Origin of the sequence: Streptomyces sp. ADMS, from assembly GCF_033441795.1 — a bacterium.
GTDB lineage: Bacteria > Actinomycetota > Actinomycetes > Streptomycetales > Streptomycetaceae > Streptomyces.
The window spans coordinates 15298-39346 of record NZ_JAVFVX010000020.1 but is presented as its reverse complement, the minus strand read 5'-3'; the positions used below and the strand labels follow the sequence as shown (position 1 = coordinate 39346).

Genomic DNA, 24049 nt, shown 5'->3' with positions numbered 1-24049 from the left:
TCTGAGACCTATCTCTCACTGCATTTATAACGGACATTCAGCACGAAGCGTGACGTGAACTCCGGTTACCTTTGCCCGGGTTCATCACCGACAGCAAGGGTCTGACCGGGGAGGATGAGGTTCGGGTCCGCACCGAGGGAGCGCTCGTTCTCGGTGTAGAGCTCGGACCATCCGCCCGCGAGACCAAGGGAGTCGGCGATGCTCCAGAGGGTGTCGCCGGCACGGACGGTGTACGAGCCCTCAGCCTCACCACCCACCCCAATTCCCGCACTCTGCCCAGAGCTACCCACTTCTGCACCACTTACCGACTCCGTGGGCGAACTGTCACTTTCCTGCGAGTTGTCCACATCGAGTGACGAGGAAGCGGGGGACGGCGAGGCGGCCGACTCGGCGGAGTCGGTCGTCGCCGCGACGGACTGCGAGGGGGAGGGCGAGGACTCCGAGGCCTTGGTCGAGACCGAGGAGTCCGTGGAGGGAGACGCCGAGGGCGTGGGAGAGGCCGCCGTCGAAGTCGACGAGGAAGAGGACGAGGAAGAAGAGTCCGCGTCCGACTCCGAGGCCGCGCCCGAGGCGTCTCCCTCGGCCACACCGGTGTCGACGTCGGCCGAACTGGTGTCCTTGCCGAGCCCGGACAGCAGCGCGCAGGCCTCCCAGGCCCCGGCACCCTGGTCGGCGAGGATGTTCTCGGCGACGGCGATCTGCTGCGAACGGCTGGCCTGGTCGGCGCTCGGGGCGTAGGTGAGACCGCCGTACCTCTCCCAGTCGGCCTGGGTGAGCTGGAGCCCGCCGTAGAACCCGTTGCCGGTGTTGGCACTCCAGGAGGTGGCGCTCTCACACTCCGCGACCCTGTCCCACGTGGTACCGCTGGCCGCGCTCGCGCCGGTCGCGCCGAGCAGCGGGATGGCAATGGCGGAGCCGGTCACGCCGGCTGCGACAAGCAGAGCCGGGGCCTGACGGGGGCGACGGTGACGACCGTTCCCGGAGAGCATGCGGTTGCCTTTCGCGAGACAGCGGGGGCTGGTGCGACGGATGCTGCGAGGGCGTCGCACTAGTGCTCGAACGTATCGGCAGACGATCAGTTGTCACAAGTTAATGCCGCGCAGATCACGTGAAGATCACGCTGTTGAGGGTGTGTCACCTTCTCGTGATCTTCTACGGCGCCAATGCCGAGGTATGCCCGGATTCGCGAACCGGCGTGAACTCGACGGGCAGGGTGCGCAGTCCACGCATGATGAGCCCGCCGCGCCATCTCAACTCGGCGGGGTCCGCGCCGAGTTGCAGGTCGGGGAGACGGGTGAGGAGGGTGGCCAGCGCACTCCGCCCCTCCAGTCGGGCGAGCGGGGCCCCGAGGCAGTAGTGGATGCCGTGGCCGTACCCGAGGTGCTGATTGTCCCGGCGGCCGAGGTCGAGGATGTCGGGGTCGGGGAACCGCGCCGGGTCCCGGTCGGCGGCGGCGAGTACGACGAGGACGGGATCGCCGGCCGCGATGTCCTGCCCGCCGATGCTGAGCGGCCGGGTGGCGAAGCGCCAGGTGGCCAGCTCGACGGGGCCGTCATAGCGGAGGAGTTCCTCGACGCCGGTTTCGAGGAGGGAGGAGTCGCCGGCGGCGAGGGAGGCTTGGAGGCGGGCGCGCTGCTCGGGGTGGGCCAGGAGGGCATGGACGCCATTGCCGATCAAGTTCACGGTTGTCTCAAAACCAGCGAATAGTAGGATGAAAGCCATGGCGGCGGCCTCGTTCTCGGTGAGGTGCTCACCCTCGTCCGAGGCGCGGATGAGCCCGGAGATGAGGTCCTCACCGGGTTCGGGTACGTCGGAAAGCGCCTCGCGCTTGCGGTGGATCAGCTCGGCGAGATAGCCCCGCATCTTCTTCACGGACCGGGCAACCCCACCCCGGGGCCCTCCCCCGTGACGGATCATCATCCCGGCCCAGTCCCGGAAGTCGTCCTGGTCCTCGCGGGGTACGCCCAGCAGGTCGCAGATCGCGTAGATGGGCAGCGGGAACGCGAACTCGTGGATGAGGTCGGCGGAGCCGCGCGCCGCGAACCTGTCGATGAGGTCGTCGGTGAGTTCCTGGACCCGGGGCGCGAACTCGGCGACCCGGCGCGGAGTGAACGCCTTGGCGACGAGTCGACGGAGCCTGGTGTGGTCCGGCGGATCGATGTTGAGCAGATGCGTCATCAGCTCGGCCTTGCGCTCACCGGGGATACCGGTCTTGCCCTTGGCGTGCGCGGGCTCGTCGTGATGGGCGGGATTCTTGGAGAGCCGAGGGTCGGCGAGGGCCTGCTTGGCATCGCCGTACCGGGTGACCAACCAGGCTTCGACCCCGCTGGGGAGTTTCGTCCGGCGCACGGGAGCGTGCTCACGGAGCCAGGCGTAGGCGGGGTACGGGTCCGTCGCGAACTCCCAGGTGAAGAGTTCGGGGGCCGGGGGCATGGACGGGGGCTGGTTGGTCACCCGGTGAAGGTATCGGGCGCCTCGGACCTCTCACCGAGGGCCTTCCTGGCACCGGGGTGACCCATGTCGGAGGCTTTGGGGAACCAGGCCTTGGCTTCTTCGGGCTTGCCTCTGGTTTCGAGGAGGGCGGCAAGACGGTGGGCGCCATGGGAATCGCCGGACTTGTAGCCCTTCTGGTACTGCGCGGGCCTCGTCCGCGCATCCCGATGTCTCCTGCACGACGCCATTGTGCGTGCTGCCCAACGGGCAATTGCTGGAGTCCGGGAAGTACTGCTCGGCGCGCTCCGGAGCGCCTTCGGCGGAGGCCAACAGGGCGGCTCCCTCGTCACCCGAGGCTGCCGCTCGGTCCAGCCGGACTCTGGCCGGCTCGCCCTCGCTCTGCGGGAGCAGCAACGCACCCATGCCCCTGGCGAGTCCGCGTATCCCCGCCGTTCCGCAGCGAAACAGCAGCCTTCCGCGCGGCTGCAGTCACCTCTCCCGAGAGACATGTCCCCCCCCAGCGGATGGGCCGCCTCCCAGCACCCTGGCGCCCTCGGCCGCGGGGTGGTCCAGCTTCTGTTCCACGCCCGCCCCCACGCCTCAACACCGCACTGCGACAACGGTACTGAGCCCTGGAGCGGTCAGCGCACCGTCACCCCTCCGTCGCCCCTTCCCTCACCCGCACCGCATCCCGATAAGCCCGCGCGGCAACCCGCAGCGCCGCCTCCGGGTCCACGCCCTCCGCCTCCGCCCGTACCGCCATCTCCAGCAGCTCGTATCCGACCCCCTCACCCTGCGGCAGCGGAACGTCAAACCCCGCCGTGTGTACCCGGGACGCCAGTTTCGCCGCGAGGGCCAGGGCGGGCTGACCGAGGGGGATGCCCTCCGTCACCGAGGTCCTGCGCTTCTCCTGGGCCTTGGTGCGCAGCCAGTGCTCCTTGACGTCCTCCGGTGTGGACGCCGTCTCGTCGCCGAAGACGTGCGGGTGGCGGTGGATCAGCTTGGTGACGATGCCCGCCGCCACGTCGTCGATCGAGAACGGCGCCGTACCCTCCTCCTCGCTGCCCTCCTCGGCGATGCGCGCGTGGAAGACGACCTGGAGCAGGACGTCCCCCAGTTCCTCGCGAAGTTCGTCCCGGTCGCCCTCCTCGATCGCCTCGACGAGTTCGTACGCCTCCTCGATGCCGTACTTCGCCAGGCCCTTGTGGGTCTGTCTGGACGACCAGGGGCACTCCAGGCGGATGCGGTCCATGACCTGGACGAGGTCCAGGAGGCGGGCGCCGGGGAGGTCGTAGGAGGCGGGGAGCAGTTCCAGTTCCGGCATCCGTACACGGCCCGAGCCCGCGAGGCGTGCCAGGCCGTCCGTCAGGGCCGGGTCGCCCTCGCCCGTCGTCGCGACGACGACCGTCCGGCCGCCGGCACAGGCGTCGACCAGTTCCCCGGCGGTCGGCGCGGTCTCCTCGACCGATATGCCGGCCTCGCGCATATACGGCAGCTGCGGATGCGCACCGTCCGCGCACAGCACCCGGTCGGCCGCGTGCAGCACCTGCCAGGCGGGCCAGGACAGCAGGCCGGGCGCGACACGGTGGCTGGTGGTGAGCAGGACGACACGACCGGGGTCGGTCTCATCCGTCTCCGGGGCGGTCTCGAAGCCGCTGGTTGCGTTCACCCTCCGAACGTAACCCACGCCACCGACGACCCCCTCGGTTGTCCACAGGTCAGGCGCACGCAGACGCACGGCGCCCGTACACCCGCACCCGTACACCCGTACGGACAACCGTTACGCCGGCTCCTGAGGGGTCTCCGCCTGCGTGATCTCCCGTACCCAGGGCGTCTTCGCGTCGACGCGGCTGCTCTTCTGGACGTCCCAGCTGCCGTAGCGCGGGTTGAGGTCGACGTCGAGGGTCTTGGAGGCCTCGGACATCGCTTTCCAGAAGGTGGTCTGGCCGTCCGGCGTGTTCATGTCGGCGCCCAGGGCGGCGGCCAGTTTCTGGGCCACGATCTCGGTGTGCAGGCTGTCGCCGAGGCGGGCCGGAGCGACGCCGTACTGCTGGAGCCAGGCGTCCTCCAGCGCCTTCGCGCTGCCCGCCTGCTCTTCCAGGGCGGTGCGCAGATCCTGGACGTCCTTGCGGGTCACGGTCACACCCGCGTTCTCCGCGGCCTGGTTCAGGACACGGTCGAGGACCATGGTGTGCAGAGTGTCCCGGGTGAGGCTGCCGGTTCTGGCGACGACCTGCGCGTACTGGGCCTGGTCCGGGGTGGCCGCCCGCTGCGCCGCGCGTACCTCGTTCACCCTGCTCTCCAGCTGCGAGACCGTGATCCGCTGCCCGCCGACGACGGCCGCCGCGCCGGGATGCGCGTCGTTTCCGCAGGCGGTGAGGAGGGGGGCCGCGGCGACGATCGCGGCGGAGAGGAAGAGCGCGGTACGACGACGGCGGTGCAAGGAGTCCTCCTGAGGAGTTTGTGCAGACCAGCAGGTGCGGCGCGCAGCGCCTCGTTGAGGGGTGGTGGTCGGGCGACGGGTGGGCGCACAAGGTCTTGCGGTGATCGATGTTAGGCAGTGGCCGGGCTCTGGCCAAGCCATTCGACCAACGATTCACCTGGACTTCGGGCACCGCCGCCCGTCCTGGCCGCCTCAGCCCGTGATCACCACCGGCGCGTCCCACGCGTCACGGTCCACGGTGATCGTGCAACCGCCGCGCTTCTGCGCTTCTCCTTGCTGTTGGCCGTGTACTGGTGGGCCGCAGAGGCCGGTGCGGTACGCCTTGGCGTGCGGCGCCGCCCTGTCGAAGGCGCGTACGTTTCACGTCACCGTGAAACCTAGCCGCGCACCTGTCCCAGCCACTCCAGTGTCCGCCGGACCTCCGCCGCCAGGGGATGCCCGGGGCCGCGCAGGCGGTCCACGTCGTGGAGGAGGCGGACGAGGGTGTCGCCGGCGGCGGTGCGGTCGCCGAGGGCGAGGAGGAGGTGGCCGATGCGGCGGCGGACGTCGAGGGAGAGTTCGGGGTCACCGGCGACGTACTGGTTCTCGTAGTACGGCAACAGGGCACGGTACTCGGCGAGGGCCGCCGCCGCTTCGCCGAGCTGTTCGAGGCACTGGGCGGCCTCGTAGCGGAAGCGCAGCGACTGAGGGTCGGTCTGGCCTGCCTCGGCGGCGCGTTCGTCGGCGAGGCGGCGCAGTTCGGGCAGGGCGCGGCGGTACTGGCCGTCGTCCATGAGGGTGGCCGCGTACTGCTTGCGCAGGGTGCGGACGACCGGGGAGTGCTCGCCGTGCTGTTCGGCGGCGACAGGCACAATCGCGCCGAGGATGTCGACTGCCTGGGTGATCCGGCCTTCACCGAGGAGGCGTTTGACCTCGTCGACGGCTCCGGCGACGTCGGGTCGCTCGGCCGCCGGGGCGGCTGTCGGCTGGGGCGCGGGGGTGCGGGCGCGGTCCGGCCAGGGGGCGTGCGGGCGCAGGAAGGGGCGGGTTGGGTCGAGGGGCGCTCCGGTGGGCATACCGCGCTCCGGGAGGAGGAGTGCCAGGTGCTCGTACACCTCCTGCGCGGAGGCGGGCCGGTGCTGCGGGTCCTTGGCGAGCAGCCGAAGGACGAGCGCTTCCAGCGACTCGGGCACCTCGGGTCTCAGCCGGCGCACGGGCAGCGGCGGCTCGTACAGGTGCCGGTGCAGCACCCCGAGGGCCGTCGAGCCGGAGAACGGCACGTCGCCGCTGAGGAGTTCGTGGAGCAGTACGCCGAGTGCGTACAGGTCCGTGTACGGGCCGACCGCGCCGCCCATCGCCTGCTCGGGGGCCATGTAGGCGGGCGAGCCGATGGGCGAACCGGTGTGGGTGAGGCGGGTCGTGTCCGTGTCCATGACCGAGGCGACGCCCAGGTCGAGGACGGTGACCGTGCCGTCCTGCTTCACCATCACGTTGCGCGGCTTGAGGTCGCGATGGACGATCGGCACGGCGTGCACGGCGCTCAGCACGGCGCACAGTTGCGCGGCCACCGCGACCGCCCACTGCCAGGGGTAGGGGTCGTGTTCGGCGAGGTGGTCGGAGAGGTCGGCGCCGTCGACGTACTGCATGACGAGGAACAGTTCCTCGTCATCGCTGCCCGCGTCGTGGACCGTGACCAGGCCGGGGTGGTCGACCTGCGCGGTCACCCGGCACTCGCGTACGAAGCGGCGGCGCAGCTCGTCGGCCTCCTGACCGGCGACCTTGTCCGGGCGCAGCAGTTTGACCGCGACGCGCCGGTCGAGCCGCTGGTCGTACGCCGTCCACACCTGGCCCATGCCGCCCTGCCCGATGAGCGTGGACAGTTCGTACCGTTCGGCGATGACGCGTCCCGTGCCCACGCTCACCGTCCGCCCCCGTTGTTGCCGTTGTGGTTGCCGTCGCCGTTGCCGTTGCCGTTGCTGTCGTGCTTGCGCAGGTAGTCGCTGAGCTCGTCGAGTTCGGCGCGCACCTGGTCGATACGGGCGGGCGCGGGGCGCTGCGGCGGAGGCGGTACGGGGCTGTGGGAGACGGGTGGCTGGGGTGTCGGCGTGTGGGGCATGGGGGGCCGCGGCCCGGCCTGCGTGTTCGCGTACGGGGACGGAGGCGGGTAGCCGTACCCGAGGGGAACGGTCGTGGCCTGGGCCGGCGCGTAACCGGCGTACTGGCCCTGTCGGTTGGTTGGCCGTATGTCCACGACCAGGAAGTACGTGCTGGCCAGGGCGCCCAGCAGCATCACGACGGCGAGGGCGATGTCGCCTTTGACGTTGTTCTCCGCCACCGTGCCGACCACCGCGAAACACGCGATGGACAGCGGCATGCTCACCCAGGCCGCCGTCCAGTTGAACCACCGGCCGCGCAGGAAGGCGACGCGGAACAGCGGCAGGCACGCGAAGAGGCCGCACGAGAGGAACCCGGCGGCGGCGATCAGCACGCGCAGGGTGATGACGGTGCCCGCGCTGCGGGTGGGCGGCGGCGCGCCGGGGCCGTACATGACTGCTCCTGGACCGGATGATGCCGACGGGGACGGACGTACGAGTGACAGGTTCGATGTCGGGGTTCGAGCGTATAGGCCGACACGGACAACGGGTCCCGGGTTGTACCGAACCGTTGTCGTGCTGATTGTCGCGGCCCGGAGGCCCACCGGCGAGGTCCTCGACCTGGACGCGCTGGGCGGACAGCGGCCCCCACACGTCAAAGGGCGTGCCGCATCCGCACGTTGGGCTCCACGTAGACCCCGTACCCGTGCTCCAGGTCGCACCGCACCGGTACCAGCCGGGGCCGGGGGGAGCCGAAGGCCGGGGGCGGCAGCCCCCGGCAGACGCCCGCGGCAACGCCGGTTCACCACCCCCTGGCCCCCGAAATCAGCTCGCGTGGAACCGCGCGGGCGCCTCCGTCGGACTGCCACCCGTCGGCAGTTCCTGCCCGCCGCACCCCGACAGCACCTTCTTCATCGCGGCCTTCTCCGCCTCCGTGACCCACAGTTCGTACTTCTTCTTCACGGCGACCTGGTTGGCGACATACGCGCAGCGGTAACCCTTGTTCGGCGGCAGCCAGGTAGCCGTGTCGCCGTCGCCCTTGCTGCGGTTGGTGCTCGCGTCCACGGCGCGGAGGTTGAGCGGGTCGTTGGCGAACGCTATGCGCTTGCTGGCGTCCCAGTACTTGGCACCCTTCTGCCAGGCGTCCGAGAGCGCGACGATGTGGTCTATGTCCACCTCGCTGCGGCCCCGTGTGAACGTCACGTCCTTGCCGCTGTAGGGGTCCGGATCGAGTTCCCCCGAGGTCACCTTGCACTTCCCGCTGCTGAACTTCACGTCGACCAGGTCGCGTTTGAGGATGTCGTCGCGCGTCCCACACTTGTTCGAGTCGGTGTCCGCCCACGCACTGCCGAACCGGTCCCGGTCGTACCCCGTCTTGGGTGCCCGCCCCTTCACGGTCAGCGAGTCGACAGCGGCGAGCGCCGCGCCCCCGCCTCCCCCGCCGGCCGTACCGCTCGCGGACTCCTCGGGCCCGGCGGACCCCAGGGTCTCGCCACTGCACCCGCCGACACCGAACACCACCACGAGTACGGCGGCGCCAACGCCCCCACCCCTCACACGCACCACGTTGCGCCCCTCCCCTGCTTCCCTGCGGACGGAATTCCGCTGTTCGACCTGTTCTCCCTGGTCGCCAGGCTAGCGGCCGGGCCTTCCCGGCCACAGGGGCGCCCACCGGCACTCAAGGGGTGTATTTCGCATACCGGGCGTATGGCCGGTGCTGACTCACCTCCGGAAGGAGCCCGGGGTGAGCATCTTCGACAGGATCAGGGAGCAGATGCGCGGCAAGGCGGGACGGAACGCCTCCGACAGCGCGGAAAAGAAGACCAACCAGAAGACGGGCGACAAGTACACGAGCCAGGTCGACGACGCGCAGCGGAGAGCCGAGGGCGCGATGGGCATGGATCGTGATCGCGACCGGCCCGAACAGCCATAGCCCCGGAGGCCCCGAAGACCCAGCGAGAACGGAAGCCGTCCACGGATGCCAACCTGCCGTGGACGGCTTCCTCTTGACTACGTGCTACCTCCGGGGCCGCTCACGACCCCAGGATCGAGGCCAGGAACTCCCCGGTCCAGCCCAGCAACTCCCGCCCGACCACAGGCTTTCCGCCCACCTTCGCCGTCTTGGGGCGCGGTACGAGGATCTGGTGCGCGGCCGGCTTGATGACCGTCCCCGGGTACAGGCGCTTGAGCCGCAGCTCCTGCGACTCCCGCAACTCCACCGGGGCGAAACGGATGTTGGTGCCCTGAAGGACGATGTCGCCGACCCCGCAGGCCCGCGCGAGCATCCGCAGCCCCGCCACGAGCAGCAGGTTCTCGACCGGCTCGGGCAACTTGCCGTAGCGGTCGACGAGTTCCTCCCGTACGGCCTTGATGTCGGCCTCCGTGTTCGCGGAGGCGATGGCACGGTAGGCCGCGAGGCGCAGGCGCTCGCCGGGGGCGTAGTCGTGCGGGACGTGGGCGTCGACGGGGAGCTCGACCTTGACCTCCAGCGGCTGCTCCTCCTCCACCCCGCCCTCCAGTGAGGCCCGGTAGTCGGCGACCGCCTCGCCGACCATCCGTACGTACAGGTCGAAGCCGACGCCCGCGATGTGACCGGACTGTTCGCCACCGAGGAGGTTTCCGGCGCCGCGGATCTCCAGGTCCTTCATGGCGACGTACATGCCCGCGCCCATCTCGGTGTGCTGGGCGATGGTCGCGAGCCGTTCGTGGGCGGTCTCGGTCAGGGGCTTCTCCGGGGGGTACAGGAAGTACGCGTACCCGCGCTCCCTGCCTCGCCCCACCCGCCCGCGCAGCTGGTGGAGTTGGGACAGGCCGAAGTTGTCGCCGCGTTCCACGATGAGCGTGTTGGCGTTGGAGATGTCGATGCCGGACTCGACGATCGTCGTCGATACGAGGACGTCGTAGCGCTTCTCCCAGAAGTCGACGACGACCTGCTCCAGCGCCTGCTCGGACATCTGGCCGTGGGCGGTCGCGATCCGAGCCTCGGGGACGATCTCCCGGAGCCGTGCCGTCGCCCGGTCGATGGACTCGACGCGGTTGTGAATGTAGAACACCTGCCCCTCGCGCAGGAGTTCACGGCGGATCGCGGCGCCGATCTGCTTCTCCTCGTACGGGCCGACGAAGGTCAGCACCGGGTGGCGTTCCTCCGGCGGGGTGGTGATCGTCGACATCTCGCGGATGCCGGTGACCGCCATCTCGAGCGTACGGGGGATGGGCGTCGCGGACATGGTCAGCACGTCGACGTTGGCGCGCAGCTTCTTCAGCTGCTCCTTGTGCTCGACGCCGAACCGCTGTTCCTCGTCGACGATGACGAGCCCGAGGTCCTTGAACTTCGTCTCGGCGGAGAAAAGGCGGTGGGTGCCGATGACGACGTCCACCGAGCCCTCGCGCAGGCCCTCCAGGGTGGCCTTCGCCTCGGTTTCCGTCTGGAAGCGGCTCAACGCCCGTACGTTGACCGGGAATTGGGAGTAGCGCTCACCGAAGGTGCCAAAGTGCTGCTGCACGAGGAGAGTTGTGGGGACGAGGACGGCGACCTGCTTGCCGTCCTGGACGGCCTTGAAAGCGGCGCGGACGGCGATCTCCGTCTTGCCGTAGCCGACGTCGCCGCAGATCAGGCGGTCCATCGGGACCGTCTTCTCCATGTCGTCCTTGACTTCGGCGATCGTGGTCAGCTGGTCGGGCGTCTCCGTGTACGGGAAGGCGTCCTCCAGCTCGCGCTGCCAGGGCGTGTCGGGCCCGAAGGCGTGGCCGGGGGCCGCCATGCGGGCGCTGTACAGCTTGATGAGGTCGGCGGCGATCTCCTTGACGGCCTTCTTGGCGCGCGCCTTCGTCTTCGTCCAGTCGGCGCCGCCGAGGCGGTGCAGGGTGGGAGCCTCGCCGCCGACGTACTTGGTGATCTGTTCCAGCTGGTCGGTGGGGATGTAGAGGCGGTCACCGGGCTGGCCGCGCTTGGCGGGCGCGTACTCCACGACCAGGTACTCGCGGGTGGCGCCCTGAACGGTCCGCTGGACCATCTCGACGTACCGGCCGACACCGTGCTGCTCGTGCACGATGTAGTCGCCGGTTTCGAGGGTCAGCGGGTCGATGGTCTTGCGGCGCCGGGCGGGCATACGGGCGCCGTCCTTGCCGGCGGCCTTCTGCCCGGTGAGGTCGGTCTCGGTCAGCACGGCGAGCTTCAGCTTCGTGTCGACGAACCCGAAGTCGATCGAGCCGCACGCCACATGCACGACGGAGGGGCTCAGCGCGGTCAGGTCGGCGTCGAGGCGGGCCGCGATGCCCTCCCCGCCGAGCACCTCGACCGTACGGGCCGCCGGGCCGTGCGCCTCGGTGACGAACACCGTGCGCCAGCCGTCCGCGAGCCAGCCCTTGGTGTCGGCGAGCGCCTTCGCGGTGTCCCCGCGGTAGGTCTCGGGCGCGTGCATGCCCAGCTTGAGCGTGTCCCCCGCCGCGTCGGCGGCGAATGAGTCCGTCAGCTCCTCGTCGGCGGCGAACGGCGACACCGACCACCACATCATGTCCAGCTCACGCGCCCGCTCCCGGACATCGGCGATGGACCACAGGGAGGCCGCGCCGACATCGATGGGCGCCTCGCCGCCGCCCGCGGTGGCCGCCCAGGACGCCTGCAGGAACTCCTGGCTGGTCGCCACCAGGTCGGCGGCCCGCGTCCGCACCCGCTCCGGGTCGCACACGACGGCCATGGAGCCCTTGGGCAGGACGTCGAGCAGCAGCTCCATGTCGTCGACGAGAACGGGGGCGAGGGACTCCATGCCCTCCACCGCGATCCCCTCCGCGATCTTGCCGAGCAGCTCCCCCAGCTCAGGATGTGCCTCGGCGAGAGCCGCGGCCCGCTCCCGCACCTGGTCCGTGAGCAGCAGCTCGCGGCAGGGCGGCGCCCACAGCCCGTGCTCGGCGACTTCCAGGGAGCGCTGGTCGGCGACCTTGAAGTAGCGGATCTCCTCGATGTCGTCGCCCCAGAACTCCACCCGCAGGGGGTGCTCCTCGGTGGGCGGGAACACGTCGAGGATGCCGCCGCGTACGGCGAACTCGCCGCGCTTCTCGACCAGCTCGACGCGGGAGTACGCGGCGGCGGCCAGCGCCTCGACGACCGAGTTGAGATCGGCGGTCCGACCGGTGCGCAGCGCGACCGGCTCCAGCTCGCCGAGCCCCTTGACCTGCGGCTGCAGTACGGAACGTACGGGGGCCACGACGACCGAGACCGGGCCGGTCTCCGGATCGTCGGTGCTGGGGTGGGTCAGGCGGCGCAGTACGGCGAGGCGGCGGCCGACGGTGTCGCTGCGGGGCGAGAGGCGTTCGTGCGGGAGGGTCTCCCAGGCCGGGTACTCGGCGACCGTGTCCGGCGGCAGCAGCGATCTCAGGGCGGCGGCGAGATCCTCGGCCTCACGCCCGGTCGCGGTCACGGCCAGCACCGGGCGCCCGGCCTCGCGGGCCAGCGCGGCCACGGCGAAGGGGCGTGCGGCGGGGGGTCCGACCAGGTCGACGTGCATACGGTTGCCGTCGCCGGCGGCCTTGATCGCTTCGGCGAGGGCAGCGTCCTTGACGACGACGTCGAGCAGACCGTACAGGCTCATGAGGGGGCTTTCGTCAGGGGTGGGCAACGCGAAGGGCCCGACACGTGTGACGGGCCGGGGGGTGTCCAGCGTACGACGCCGCGTCGGCGAGCGCGGCGCCTGTGGACAACGTGCACCCCGGGGGGTTTCTTCGCCCCCGGGGCCCCTGCCCGTCCCATCCTTCTGGGGCTCCGCCCCAGACCCCGCTCCGCAAACGCCGGACGGGCTGAGAGACCAGCCCGTCCGGCGTTTGCGGACGAGGCCCCTCCAGGGCCGTGGCGGGGGGTCTGGGGGCGGCAGCCCCCAGTGATGGGACGGGCAGGGGCGGCGGGGGCGAGGACACGTACGAAGCCCGGTGCCGGGGAGTACACAGACTCCCCGGCACCGGGCCCTCCCCCGTTCCCCGTTCCCCCTGGTCAGTCAGTCCGTAGCGATAGCGTTCAGCACGTTCATCCGCCCCGCCCTGAACGCCGGCACCAGCGCCGCGAACAGCCCTACGAAGGCCGACCCGACGAACACACCGATGATCGTCAGCCAGGGAATCTCCAGGACCTTCAGCCCCTCCAGTGCCAGCAGCCGCTGAGCCGTCGCCCCCCAGCCCATCCCCAGGCCGAGCCCCAGCAGCGCGCCGAAGAGTGCGATCACCACCGACTCCATCCGGATCATCCGGCGCAGCTGGCGCCGCGACAGACCGATCGCCCGCATCAGACCGATCTCCCGCGTCCGCTCCACCACCGACAGGGCGAGGGTGTTCACGACACCGAGCACCGCTACCACGATCGCCAGGGCGAGCAGCCCGTACACCATGTTCAGGAGCTGGCCGATCTGCTCCTTCAGTTCCTGCTTGTAGTCGGTCTGGTCGCGGACCTGGTACTGCGGGTAGGGGTCGAGGGCCTTCTTCAGCGCCGCGTAGGCCGCCTTCTCCTCACCCTTCTTCGCCGAGGCGAACATCAGGCTGTTCGGCGGGATCTTGTCGGCCGGCAGGTACTTCTCCATCGTCGCGATGGACAGGTACTGCGAGCCCTTGTCGATCGCCACGTCGTCGTCCGTGACCGCGGCGACCCTGAGCTTCGCCGTCGAGCCGCCCTTGAAGGCGACGGTCATCGTGTCGCCGACCTTCACACCGTGGTCCTTGGCGTACCCGGAGCCCACCGACATGGCGTCCTTGCCGTACGCGGCGCTCAGCGTGCCCGAGATCGTGGTCCGGCGCAGGTCGGAGGCGTACGTCGGGTCGGCGGCCGTCAGCTGGGTCTTCTCGGCCCTGCCGTCGGGCGGGGTCAGGGTGACCTCGACCTCCTTGTAGCGGGTGACGTGGGTCAGGCCGGGCGAGCTCTGCATCGCCTGTTCCGCCTGCGGCACGATCCGCTGGTTGCCCTGGACGATGAAGTCCGCGCCGACCGACGCGTCCAGCTCGCTCGTCGCCGAGGCGACCATCGACGAGCCGACCACCGACAGGCAGGCGACCAGCGCGAGGCCGATCATCAGGGCCGCCCCCGTGGCGCCCGTGCGGCGCGGGTTGCGCAGTGCGTTGCGTTCGGCGAGCCGGCCCACGGGGCCGAAGCCCCGCAGCAGCACGGCGCTGAGCGCCCGTACGACACCGCCCGCGAGGAGCGGGCCGATGATCACGAACCCGAGGAGCGTGAGCACGACGCCCGCGCCGAGGACCATCGAGCCGTCGCTCGCCTTGTCGGCGGTGGCGGCCAGGTAGAGGGCGTAGGCACCCGCTCCCGTCAGGACGAGGCCGATGAGACCCCGTACGACGCCCGCCTTGCCGTCGGCCGGGGTGCCGGCGTCGCGGAGCGCGGCCATCGGGGAGACCTTGCCCGCGCGGCGGGCGGGGAGGTAGGCGGCGAGGACGGTGACGACGACACCGAGGACGAGGCCGATCACCGGGGTGGCCGCCTTGACGGTGAGGTCGTCGGTGGACAGGTTCATCCCGGCCATCGACATCAGCTTCATCAGGCCGATCGCGATGCCGACCCCCGCGCCGACACCGAGGACCGATCCGACGAAGCCGAGCAGCAGCGCCTCCACGAGCACGGACCGGTTGACCTGCTTGCGGGAGGAACCGATCGCCCGCATCAGGCCGATCTCACGGGTCCGCTGGGCGACCAGCATCGAGAAGGTGTTGATGATCAGGAAGATACCGACCAGGAACGCGATCCCGGCGAAGCCGAGCATGGCGTACTTGATGACGTTCATGAACTCGCCGACGCCCTCACGGCTCTCGTCGGAGAACTCCTTCTGCGTCTGCACCTTGAACGCGCCACTGGCCGCGAGGGTTTGGGTGACGTTCTGCTTGAGCTGCGTGTCGGTGACCCCGTCGGCCGCCGTGACGTTGAGCTGGCTGAACCGGCCGGTGGCGCCGAGGAGTTCACGCTGTGCGGTGGCGGTGTCGAAGTAGACGACGGCGGCACCGGGGTTGGTCACCTTGAAGGTGGCGATGCCGACGATCCGCGCGGTGACGTCACCGGACTGCGCGATGGTACGAAGCTCGTCGCCCATCTTCAGGTGGTGCTTGTCGGCTGTGTCCGCGTCGACCATCACCTCGGTGGGCCCGCGGGGAGCGTGACCGCTGGTGATCTCCATCGAACGCAGGTCGTTGCGCGTCCAGTTGCCCGCGAAGGTCGGCGCCCCGGTACTGGACCCCATGTTCTCGTTCTCGCTGTTGACGACAGTCACGTTCATCGAAACGACCGCGCCCTCGGCCGACTTGACGCCCTGGGCCTGCTGAGCCTTCGCCAGCACGGAGGCCGGCAGCGACTCGGGCACCCCGTTCTGCGGGGTTTCGTCGTTCTTGGCCGCCTTCGGCGACACCGTGACGTCGGGGGAGGTGACCGAGAAGAGCTTGTCGAACGTCGTGTTCATGGTGTCGGTGAAGACGAGGGTCCCGCACACGAACGCCACCGACAGCAGCACGGCCACCGCCGAGAGGACCATCCGGCCCTTGTGCGCGAAAAAGTTGCGCATCGAGGTCTTCAGCACAGTCATGACGTACGCCCCCGCGCGTCGAAGTCCTTCATACGGTCGAGGACGCTGTCGGCGGTCGGCCGGAACATCTCGTCGACGATCCGCCCGTCGGCCAGGTACAGCACGCGGTCGGCGTACGAGGCGGCGACCGGGTCGTGCGTGACCATCACGATGGTCTGGCCGAGCTCGTCCACCGAGCGGCGCAGGAAGCCCAACACCTCGGCACCCGCACGGGAGTCGAGGTTTCCGGTCGGCTCATCGCCGAAGATGATCTCGGGCCGCGCGGCCAACGCCCTTGCCACGGCGACGCGTTGCTGCTGACCGCCGGAGAGCTGGTTGGGCCGGTGCTTGAGCCGGTCCGCCAGCCCGACGGTCTCGACGACCTGCGCCAGCCAGCCCTTGTCCGGCTTGCGGCCCGCGATGTCCATGGGGAGCGTGATGTTCTCCAGCGCGCTGAGCGTCGGCAACAGGTTGAACGCCTGGAAGATGAACCCGATCCGGTCCCGGCGCAGTTGCGTCAGCTTCTTGTCCTTGAGCCCGGTGATCTCGGTGTCGTCGAGGTGGATCTGCCCGGACGTCACGGTGTCGAGCCCGGCGAGGCAGTGCATGAGGGTGGACTTGCCGGACCCCGAGGGTCCCATGATCGCGGTGAACTGCCCCCGCGCGATGTCCACATCCACGGCATCCAGGGCGACGACGCGGGTCTCACCGGACCCGTACGCCTTCACGACCTGTCGCGCCCGTGCGGCAACGGCCGTACGCCCTCCAGTGCCCCCGTGCCTGGTGATTGCTGCAGCCGATGTCATGGTGTGTCCCCTAAGTCGGTCAGTGGTAAGCACGCACTGATGCCGGGTGATACGTCGCTCTGCGGATCACCCTGCGGGCTGCCCTGCGGATCGCTCTGCGGACTTCCCTGCGCTGTACGAATGAGTCTGCTGGTGGGAGGGGGTCCGGGTCTCTGGTGCCCGGCCCAGTCTCCTTCGGGGGTAAACCCCACCCCCGAAGGTCAGGAACGCCGCCCCGACGGCATAAAGCCAGGTTAAGGACGGGAGTGGCCCCGTCTCGTCCTCCGCCGGTACGAACCCTCCCCGAGCCGAAGTACGGAGGTACCCCTAGGGGCAGTCCGCCCCTAGGTGGAGCGGATCTCGGGGTCGCCTCCACCCCTCGGCCCAGCCAGACTCCACCCTCCCGCCGCGGGAGGGGCAAGTGGCAGAGTGGTCGGCGGCAGATAGATGCAGGGGGAAAGGAATCCGGTGGGCAGCAGCCGCCGTACAGGACCCGCGACAGGCGACACCGCACGGCGGCGAACCGGAACCGAGAAACGGGGAGCCGTCGTCGCCGCGCTCATGCTCTCGATGGCACTGGCCGCACTCGACTCCACCATCGTGTCGACCGCCGTACCGCAGATCGTCGGCGACCTCGGCGGCTTCTCCGTCTTCTCCTGGCTGTTCTCGGGCTATCTGCTGGCCGTCACGGTCACCCTCCCGGTGTACGGCAAACTCTCCGACACCTTCGGCCGCAAACCGGTCCTGATAGCGGGCAGCGCCCTGTTCCTCCTCGGCTCGCTGCTGTGCGCGCTGGCCTGGAACATGGGCGCGCTGATCGCGTTCCGGATCATCCAGGGCCTGGGCGGCGGCGCCCTCCAGGGCACCGTCCAGACCCTCGCCGCAGACCTCTACCCACTGGAGCAACGCCCGAAGATCCAGGCCAAGTTGTCGACCGTATGGGCGACCTCGGCGGTGGCGGGCCCCGCGGTGGGCGGGATTCTGGCGGCCTACGCCGGCTGGCGCTGGATCTTCCTCGTCAACCTGCCCGTCGGCGCGGTGGCGATGTGGCTCCTGGCCCGCCACCTCCACGAACCGCAGCGCGACACCTCCGGCCCCCGCCCGCGCATCGACTGGGCGGGCGCCCTGGCGGTGTTCGTATGCGGCGGCGTGCTGCTGACGGCCCTCGTCCAGGGCGGGATCGGCTGGCCCTGGCTGTCGGCGCCGTCGACCGCCCTCTTCGGTACGGGACTTGCGCTGGCGTTGCTCGTGGTCGTGATCGAACGCCGGGCGGCGGAGCCGATCATCCCCGGGTGGGTGTGGCGGCGCCCCACGATCGCGGCGGTCAACCTCGCGCTGGGCGCGCTGGGCCTGCTGATGGTGGCCCCGACGGTGTTCCTGCCGACGTACGCCCAGTCGGTACTGGGCCTCGCCCCGGCAGCCGCCGGATTCGTGCTGACCGTATGGACGTTGAGCTGGCCAGTGTCGGCGGCGCTGAGCCAGCACGTGTACCGCAGGATCGGCTTCCGCGACACGGCGATGCTGGGCATCGGCGCGGCGGCCCTGATCCTGCTGGCGTTCCCCTTCCTCCCCTACCCCGGCTCCGCCTGGCAGCCCACACTCCTGATGCTGCTGCTCGGTGGCGCCCTGGGTCTCTTCCAACTCCCGCTGATAGTCGGCGTCCAGTCGACGGTCGGCTGGTCGGAACGCGGCACGGCGACGGCGTCGGTGCTCTTCTGCCGCCAGACCGGCCAGACGATCGGCGCGGCCCTGTTCGGCGCGGTGGCCAACGGCGTACTGGCGTCCCGGCTGGGCGGGTCGGGCGATCTGGACTCCGTGACGCGGGCGCTGGGGGCGGGTACCGCACCTGAGGCGACCCGGCGGGCGATCGCCGACGCGGTGCACGCGGTGTACTTCGGGGCGGCCGGGGCGGCGGCGCTGGCCTTCGTGGCCCTGCTGGTACTGGCGCCACGCCGGTTCCCGGTACTGGAGGACAGCCCCTGACGGCCGGCCTTCGCAGTGCTCATTCAGCCGCCGCCCGCCCCGTGAGCGCGGTCAGGCTGCTGCGCACGTGGTCCATGTGGGCCTGCACGTCGTCCCACTCCTCCCCGTGCTCCCGCAGCACCCGCTCCGTCTCGCGGGCGAGGCGGTCCTCCTGGGCGCGGGCCTCGGCAAGGATCTCCGCGGCGCGGACGCGTGCGTCCTCCTCGGTGCGCCCGACCGATTCCTCAGCCTCCGCGAAGGCCCGCCTCGCCTCGGACAGCGCGGCCTCGGCGGCTGCCACCCGCCCCATGTGCCGTGTGTCCAGGGCGACTTCGCGCTCGGCGGCGAGCCGTTCCTCCGCGGCCCACCGCTCGGCGTACTCCTTCTCCTGCTCGGCGAGCAGCCCGGAGGTCCGCAGCCGCATCTCGCGCAGCGCGGCCAGCGCCTCGCCCCGCCCCTCCTTGACGTCCCGCCGGGCGCCGATCCGGATCTCGTCCGCCTCGGCGCGGGCGGCGAGCAGCCGGTGCCGGGCACGTTCCTCGGCCTCGGTCCGTACGGTCCCGGCGGCGGCGTCCGCGGCCTCCCGCAGGGCGTCGGCGCGGGCCTCTGCCGCCGCGACCAGTTGCCGCGCCTCGCTCCGCCCCCGCTCCCGCACGGCGTCGGCCTCTTCTGCGCCCAACTCCCAAAGCCGCCGGGCGCGTTCACCAAGACTGTCGTACGTCTGCGGGGCGAGCCGCGCGACGGCCTCCCGCAGCCGCCCCGACTCCGCCGCCATCTCCCTGGCGAGCACGGTCAGCCGAGCGGCCCGCTCCCAGGCCACGTCCCGCTCCGCGGAGAGCGCGGCGGCGTACGCGTCGACCTGTTCGGGCCGGTAACCGCGCCCCCGTCCGGCCCCGAAGCCGGCCACGAAACCGTTCGACATCGCTGCGATGCTCATCCTGCAACCCCTCTCCGCGTACGAAGTAATGATTTCGCGCACATCTTGATGGATTGGGGTGAAATGTGCCTAACGCGACACTCCGGGTCGGGTCACGGCCGACATGACGGAGGGGGTGGCGGCCGTCCGGCCGCCACCCCCTCCCTCCGCACTCAGCGGGTTACAGCAACCCGTCCCACATCTCCTCCAGCAGCACCGACCACCAGCTCTCCGGGGAGCCGAGCGCCGCCGGGTCCAGGGAGGCGAGCTGGGCCTGGAAGTCGACGGTCCAGCGGCCCGCCTGCTCCTGGTTCAGGCCGTACCGCAGCCGCCACATACGGCCGAGCAGCGCGAGACACCGCGCGAACTCGGGCAGCCCCGTGTTCACGAACTGCGGCGGTACGGGCGCCCCGCCGGGCCCCGCCTCCACGGGCACCGCGACGATGTTCGCCGTCCCGTACTGCACGCAGATCGCCTTGCCGAAGTCGCTGCCCATGACGAGGTACGACCCCGCGTCCGACGCCGGCCGCACCCCGCGCTCCTGCGCCAGCTCGGCAAGCGTCGGCACCGGCCGCCCCGGCTGGGCCTGCGCCCAGAAGAACGGCCCCATGTCGGCGGGCAGCCCGGCGACGACCAGCGTGTGCGCCACGATCGGCGGCACCCCTTGCCGCGATACCGCCGCCTGGTCGAACCGGAACACCCCGGGCCCGAACGCCCCGGCCAGCTCCTGCGCGACCGCCTCCGGCGGGACCGGCGGCGCGGGCTGCACGGGCGGAAGCGGCGTACGTACCGGCCCCGGGCGCGCCGGACCGTCCGCCACCTGGTGCAACTCGCCCTGGTGCGCGAGGAGTTGGGCCATGCCCTGCTGACGGCTCGCGTGATCGGTGCCGTAGGGGGCGATGCTCGTGATCCGGGCGTTCGGCCACTGCTCGCGGATCATGCGCGCGCAGTAGGCACCCGGCAGCTCGCAGCTCTCCAACTCGGTGTGCAGTTCGAGGACTTGGTCCGGCGGAATGTTCATCGCCCGCAGCTCGTGGAAGATCTGCCACTCCGGATGCGGCGTCCCCGGCGCGGAACGCCGGATCACCTGCTGCTCGGCCCCGTCGGGGGCCCGGTAGCGAAGAACGGCCTGGTAGCCGGGCCCGACCGTGGGCTGCCCGGGCGGAGGGTAGCCGTAGGAGGGGGCCTGGGGGCCAGGAGCGGGCGGAGACGCGGAGAGGCCGGGGGCGCCCGGCGACGGAAAGCCCGGGGTGGGCACCGACGGAGAAGGAGGCGCGAAACCGGGGGCAACCGGGCCGGGGGCGGGCATACCCGGGCCGGCCATCCCTGGAGTGGGCTGACCGCCGGGGGTGGGCATACCCGGGGCAGGCTGACCGCCGGGGGCGGGCATACCGGGCGCCGGCCGACCGCCGGGGGGCGGGGGCGTCCCGCCGGGGGGCATGGGGGGCTGGAGGGCGTTCGGGGGCGTGCCGGGGGTACCGGGGACGCCCTGGGTGCCCGGGCCACCAGGAACGCCGGGAACGCCAGGCGCACCGGGAGACTGGGGAGCACCTGGGGCGCCCGGCGGGCGGGGCGTGTTGGCGCCGCCGCCCTGAGCACCGGAAACGCCGGGGAAACCGGGCGTACCCGGAGCGCCGGGGGCACCTTGCGCACCGGGGGCGCCGGCAGTGCCCGGACCTGCGGGGAAGCGCGGCGCGTTGGGGATGCCGGGGGCACCAGGGGCCCTGGGCGGCGGAGGTGCACCGGGGGCGCCGACCGGAGGACCGGCCAGCATGGTCTCGGCGCGGTGCACGGCACCGGGGGCACCGGGGGCACCGGGGGCACCGGGGGCACCGGGGGCACCGGGAGGAGACGGTACGCCTGACGCACCGGGGGCACCCGGAGGCTGGGGAGCGCCAGGGGCGCCCGGAGGCTGGGGAGCGCCAGGGGCACCCGGAGGCTGGGGAGCGCCAGGGGCGCCCGGCGGGCGGGGCGCGTTGGGGGCGCCGCCCTGACTCGGGTCGGCGAACATCGTCGCGGCGTGGTGGACACCCTCCGGAGGGGTACCCCCGGGCGAGTTGGGAACGCCGGGCCGGTTCGGGACGCCAGGTGCACCCGGAGGCAACGGAGCGCCGGGCGGGTTCGGCGGACCCGAGGACTGCGGCACACCGGACACACCAAGCCGACCAGACGCACCCGACGCACCAGGCGCACCCGGAGGCTGAGGCGCACCGGGCCCACCGGCCCGCCCGGGTCCGGAGAACATCGTCGCGGCCTGGTGAACGCCCCCAGGAGGCGCACCGCCGACCGAGTCGGGAGCACCGGACGGATTCGGAGCACCCGGAGCATTCTGACCGCCAGGCGACTGCGGACCACCGGACTGATGCGGATCACCAGACGCGCCGCCAGCAGCGCCAGAGCCCGATCCACCAGCCCCCGCGGCCCCCGCGCCCGCCTCAGCCCCGAGCGCCGACACAAGCTGCGTAGGCACGTACCCACCCGCAGAACCGGCAGCCCCCGGCGGCGGAGGCACAATCCCCGGACGCCCGCCCGGAGTTCCCGGCGCACCCGGCGGAGGCGGGGCGCTCGCACCGCCGCCCCGGGCACCACGCGGCGGCGGCGCCTTGCTGGTCGCCGCGTCGGCGATGTCACCGGCGTTGGGCGCAAGCGGCCGCCCAGGCGGATTCGGCGCACCGGGCGGATATCCGTACGAGGGCCCACTCGCCCCCAGCGGATACCCGTACCCCGAAGCACCCACCGCACCGGGCTGCCCCTGCGGTCCCAGCGAACCCGACGAACCCGGCTCACCCGGCTGACCCGGCGCACCCGACACACCAGGCCCGCCCTGCGAACCCGGCCCACTCAACCCACCCGACACACCAGGCCCACCCGGCTGACCCTGCGGTCCCGGCGCCGCCGGTCGACCCGGCGCACCCGACACGCCCAGCCCGCCCTGCGAACCCGGCCCATCCAGCCCACCTGACCAACCCGGCCCACTCAACCCACCCGACACACCAGGCCCACCCGGCTGACTCTGCTGACCCTGCGCCGAACTACCTGCCCCCGGGGCCCCGTTGAAGGAATCCCGCGGACGCGGAACGTCATCGCGCTCCTCGTCGCCCAGTGGCGGCGAGAACACGGTCGCCGGCAGCGGTACGGAGCGGTCCTCGCCCGCGTCCACGCTGGTGGTGTCGGTCCCGGTCCAGGGCGTGGCCCCCGCCGGCGGCACCGCGTCCATCGGCTCTCGGGCCGACGAGGCCACGGAAACCGGGGGAGACGGGGACGCAGCCGAGGCAGCCCCCTCCGCACCACCGCCGGAGGCACCCGCACCCGCACCCGCGTCCGCCCGCCGATCCGGAATCCCCAGCCTGTCCGCCGCCTCCTGCAACCACTCCGGCGGAGTCAGCAGGAACGACGTCTGGTTCAGGTCGACCCGCGCCGGAGGCGCGGGTACCGCGTCCTCGACGGAGGCCGCGCGGCCGTACTCCTCCTCGTACCGGCGGATCACCTCACCCACCGGCAGGGCCGGCCACAGCGTGGCCTCGCCGCTGTCCCGGGCGAGGACCAGCCGCTGCGCGCCCCCGTCCGAACGCGGACCCTCCACGCGGTCCTCCGCCCAGACCACGAACCCGAGCTCGAACTCCCGTACCCGCACCTCCCGGTGCTGATACGACGGCACGTCCCCGTTGACCCATTCCTCGGCGCGCTCCTGCGCCTGCGCGAAGGTCACCATCGGTCAGTCACTCCCCCACCGAAGACACCGAAGACGCCGTAGGCACTGGCACCGCACGCGCGAAGCCGCCGTCCACCATCAGGTTCGCCACCGTCTCCAGCTCCGGCGGGTTGCCCGCGAGCCGCGACAGGAACTGGTCGAAGTCGTCGCCGCACGGCAGCAGCAGCCGCTGCACCCGGTCGGCCGGCGGCCACGTCGGATCGACGTCCCGCGCGTCGTCGTACGCGCAGAACCACACCGAACCGAGCCGCTCACCCCTCACCTTCACGGCCAGCAGACCGCCCTGCACGAAGCCGACGCACAGATAGTCCTTCGTCAAATGATCACGCAGGCACTTGTTGACGTACACGAGGTCGTTCACCGCCGCCTCGTCCCGCACCGTGAAGAACGGCTGGTCCAGCAGCAGCCCCAGCTCGGCGTCGAGCGCCGCGCCCACCGGCGCACACCCGCCCGCCGCCTTCAGGAACGACCGGTACGCACCCGGCAGGCGGTAGCCGAGGTCCTCCTCGACACCCTGCACCTGGTGCTCGGTCACCGCCACCGCCGACTTCGGCAGCGCGAAATGCGCGGGCCGCGTCTCCTGCAGGGGCCGCGTACCCCGCTTGTGCTGGTCGACGGCCGACGTCGCGATCCCGCCGTGATGCCGCAGCAGCGCCTTCACCTCGACCGGCACGAGTTCCAGCCGCCGCCCGCCCGGTACGTGGTGCCAGGTCCAGCCGTGCGGGGTCGCCACCGCCGGAACCGTGTCCCACAGCTCGTGCCCGGACGCGGCCAGCGCCGCGTTCGCCGACACGTAGTCCGTCAGCCGCAGTTCGTCGACACCGAAGCCCTCGGGCGGCTCGGCGATCTCCGCCACCGCACGCGCGTAGAGCGAGAAGTCGGGATAACCGCCCTCGTCGACCCGCACCCCTCTCGGGTGCCGGGTGGCCCGTACCGGATCCGGGAAGTGCACGACCTGCCCGGCATAGGCCGCGTTCGGCGGCACGGCTCGATGCCCGAGCCGACCTGTCGTCATGGCGGTTGCCCCCTGCGGCGTTCTGTCAGGCCTGTACATCAGTACGACCAGTACGTGTGTCACATCACGTCACGTCGCATCACCCCCGTACCACCTGTCAGCACATCAGTACGGACAGCGGCCCGGACGGCGCTGCGAATCGCGGCTGCCCGACAGCCTATGCGGTACGCCGAC

The 24049-nt window shown here is 71.3% G+C and carries 15 protein-coding genes and 1 pseudogene; 2 read left to right on the top strand and 14 right to left on the bottom strand.

The annotated features are described in order from the left end of the window. Nucleotides 1-65: 65 nt before the first annotated feature. From RB628_RS11830 to RB628_RS11800, 8 genes and pseudogenes are all read right to left on the bottom strand, one after another. Nucleotides 66-989, bottom strand: a complete 924-nt coding sequence (locus RB628_RS11830; RefSeq protein WP_412180640.1) for a transglycosylase family protein — start codon at nucleotides 987-989, stop codon at nucleotides 66-68. 163 nt (nucleotides 990-1152) lie between these two features. After that, complete coding sequence (locus tag RB628_RS11825) at nucleotides 1153-2433, bottom strand: cytochrome P450 family protein (protein ID WP_412180643.1); 1281 nt, start codon at nucleotides 2431-2433, stop codon at nucleotides 1153-1155. A gap of 652 nt (nucleotides 2434-3085) precedes the next feature. Then, complete coding sequence (locus tag RB628_RS11820; RefSeq protein ID WP_318320306.1) at nucleotides 3086-4102, bottom strand: nucleoside triphosphate pyrophosphohydrolase; 1017 nt, start codon at nucleotides 4100-4102, stop codon at nucleotides 3086-3088. A gap of 111 nt (nucleotides 4103-4213) precedes the next feature. Continuing rightward, nucleotides 4214-4876, bottom strand: a complete 663-nt coding sequence (locus RB628_RS11815) for a SurA N-terminal domain-containing protein (RefSeq protein ID WP_318320305.1) — start codon at nucleotides 4874-4876, stop codon at nucleotides 4214-4216. 192 nt (nucleotides 4877-5068) lie between these two features. Continuing rightward, nucleotides 5069-5181: pseudogene (locus RB628_RS42575) on the bottom strand (peptidoglycan-binding protein); the annotation flags it as partial. A gap of 72 nt (nucleotides 5182-5253) precedes the next feature. After that, nucleotides 5254-6735, bottom strand: coding sequence for a serine/threonine-protein kinase (locus tag RB628_RS11810; RefSeq protein ID WP_318320362.1), 1482 nt, complete (start codon nucleotides 6733-6735; stop codon nucleotides 5254-5256). A 38-nt stretch (nucleotides 6736-6773) separates the two neighbouring features. Continuing rightward, nucleotides 6774-7403 carry a hypothetical protein gene (locus RB628_RS11805; protein WP_318320304.1) on the bottom strand — a complete coding sequence of 210 codons (630 nt, stop codon included), beginning with the start codon at nucleotides 7401-7403 and terminating at the stop codon, nucleotides 6774-6776. A 370-nt stretch (nucleotides 7404-7773) separates the two neighbouring features. Continuing rightward, nucleotides 7774-8514 (bottom strand): HNH endonuclease family protein, encoded by a 741-nt coding sequence (locus tag RB628_RS11800; RefSeq protein ID WP_318320303.1) that lies wholly within the window; start codon nucleotides 8512-8514, stop codon nucleotides 7774-7776. Nucleotides 8515-8692: 178 nt separating this feature from the next. Here RB628_RS11800 and RB628_RS11795 point away from each other — a divergent pair, with 178 nt between their 5' ends. Continuing rightward, a complete protein-coding gene (locus tag RB628_RS11795; RefSeq protein WP_318320302.1) occupies nucleotides 8693-8881 on the top strand; it encodes an antitoxin in 189 nt (62 codons plus the stop codon). Nucleotides 8882-8981: 100 nt separating this feature from the next. Here the strand turns inward: RB628_RS11795 and mfd are convergent, their stop codons facing one another. The 3 genes from mfd to RB628_RS11780 all read right to left on the bottom strand — a co-directional run bounded on the left by mfd (nucleotide 8982) and on the right by RB628_RS11780 (nucleotide 16291). Beyond that, nucleotides 8982-12536 (bottom strand): transcription-repair coupling factor, encoded by a 3555-nt coding sequence (gene mfd / locus RB628_RS11790; RefSeq protein WP_318320301.1) that lies wholly within the window; start codon nucleotides 12534-12536, stop codon nucleotides 8982-8984. 399 nt (nucleotides 12537-12935) lie between these two features. Next, entirely contained in the window at nucleotides 12936-15506 is a 2571-nt protein-coding gene (locus RB628_RS11785; protein WP_318320300.1) for an ABC transporter permease, read from the bottom strand. Further along, complete coding sequence (locus RB628_RS11780; protein ID WP_318320299.1) at nucleotides 15503-16291, bottom strand: ABC transporter ATP-binding protein; 789 nt, start codon at nucleotides 16289-16291, stop codon at nucleotides 15503-15505. Before RB628_RS11780 ends, RB628_RS11785 begins: the two co-directional genes overlap by 4 nt. Nucleotides 16292-16717: 426 nt before the next feature. Between RB628_RS11780 and RB628_RS11775 the strand changes: the two genes are divergently transcribed. Then, nucleotides 16718-18253 carry an MFS transporter gene (locus RB628_RS11775; protein ID WP_412180639.1) on the top strand — a complete coding sequence of 512 codons (1536 nt, stop codon included), beginning with the start codon at nucleotides 16718-16720 and terminating at the stop codon, nucleotides 18251-18253. Nucleotides 18254-18272: 19 nt separating this feature from the next. On the opposite strand, the gene RB628_RS11770 is transcribed toward RB628_RS11775, so the two are convergent. The 3 genes from RB628_RS11770 to RB628_RS11755 form a co-directional block, all read right to left on the bottom strand. Beyond that, nucleotides 18273-19169 carry a cellulose-binding protein gene (locus RB628_RS11770; RefSeq protein WP_318320297.1) on the bottom strand — a complete coding sequence of 299 codons (897 nt, stop codon included), beginning with the start codon at nucleotides 19167-19169 and terminating at the stop codon, nucleotides 18273-18275. 160 nt (nucleotides 19170-19329) lie between these two features. Beyond that, nucleotides 19330-22860, bottom strand: coding sequence for an SUKH-4 family immunity protein (locus RB628_RS11765; protein WP_412180638.1), 3531 nt, complete (start codon nucleotides 22858-22860; stop codon nucleotides 19330-19332). 7 nt (nucleotides 22861-22867) lie between these two features. After that, entirely contained in the window at nucleotides 22868-23875 is a 1008-nt protein-coding gene (locus RB628_RS11755; protein ID WP_318320296.1) for an SMI1/KNR4 family protein, read from the bottom strand. Nucleotides 23876-24049: the final 174 nt, after the last annotated feature.

Coding starts and splice junctions, on each gene's coding strand:
- RB628_RS11805 (WP_318320304.1), bottom strand. CDS start 7,403: ATGTACGGCCCCGGCGCGCCGCCGCCCACCCGCAGCGCGGGCACCGTC.
- RB628_RS11785 (WP_318320300.1), bottom strand. CDS start 15,506: ATGACTGTGCTGAAGACCTCGATGCGCAACTTTTTCGCGCACAAGGGC.
- mfd (WP_318320301.1), bottom strand. CDS start 12,536: ATGAGCCTGTACGGTCTGCTCGACGTCGTCGTCAAGGACGCTGCCCTC.
- RB628_RS11830 (WP_412180640.1), bottom strand. CDS start 989: ATGCTCTCCGGGAACGGTCGTCACCGTCGCCCCCGTCAGGCCCCGGCT.
- RB628_RS11765 (WP_412180638.1), bottom strand. CDS start 22,860: ATGGTGACCTTCGCGCAGGCGCAGGAGCGCGCCGAGGAATGGGTCAAC.
- RB628_RS11780 (WP_318320299.1), bottom strand. CDS start 16,291: ATGACATCGGCTGCAGCAATCACCAGGCACGGGGGCACTGGAGGGCGT.
- RB628_RS11775 (WP_412180639.1), top strand. CDS start 16,718: ATGCAGGGGGAAAGGAATCCGGTGGGCAGCAGCCGCCGTACAGGACCC.
- RB628_RS11825 (WP_412180643.1), bottom strand. CDS start 2,433: ATGCCCCCGGCCCCCGAACTCTTCACCTGGGAGTTCGCGACGGACCCG.
- RB628_RS11770 (WP_318320297.1), bottom strand. CDS start 19,169: ATGAGCATCGCAGCGATGTCGAACGGTTTCGTGGCCGGCTTCGGGGCC.
- RB628_RS11755 (WP_318320296.1), bottom strand. CDS start 23,875: ATGACGACAGGTCGGCTCGGGCATCGAGCCGTGCCGCCGAACGCGGCC.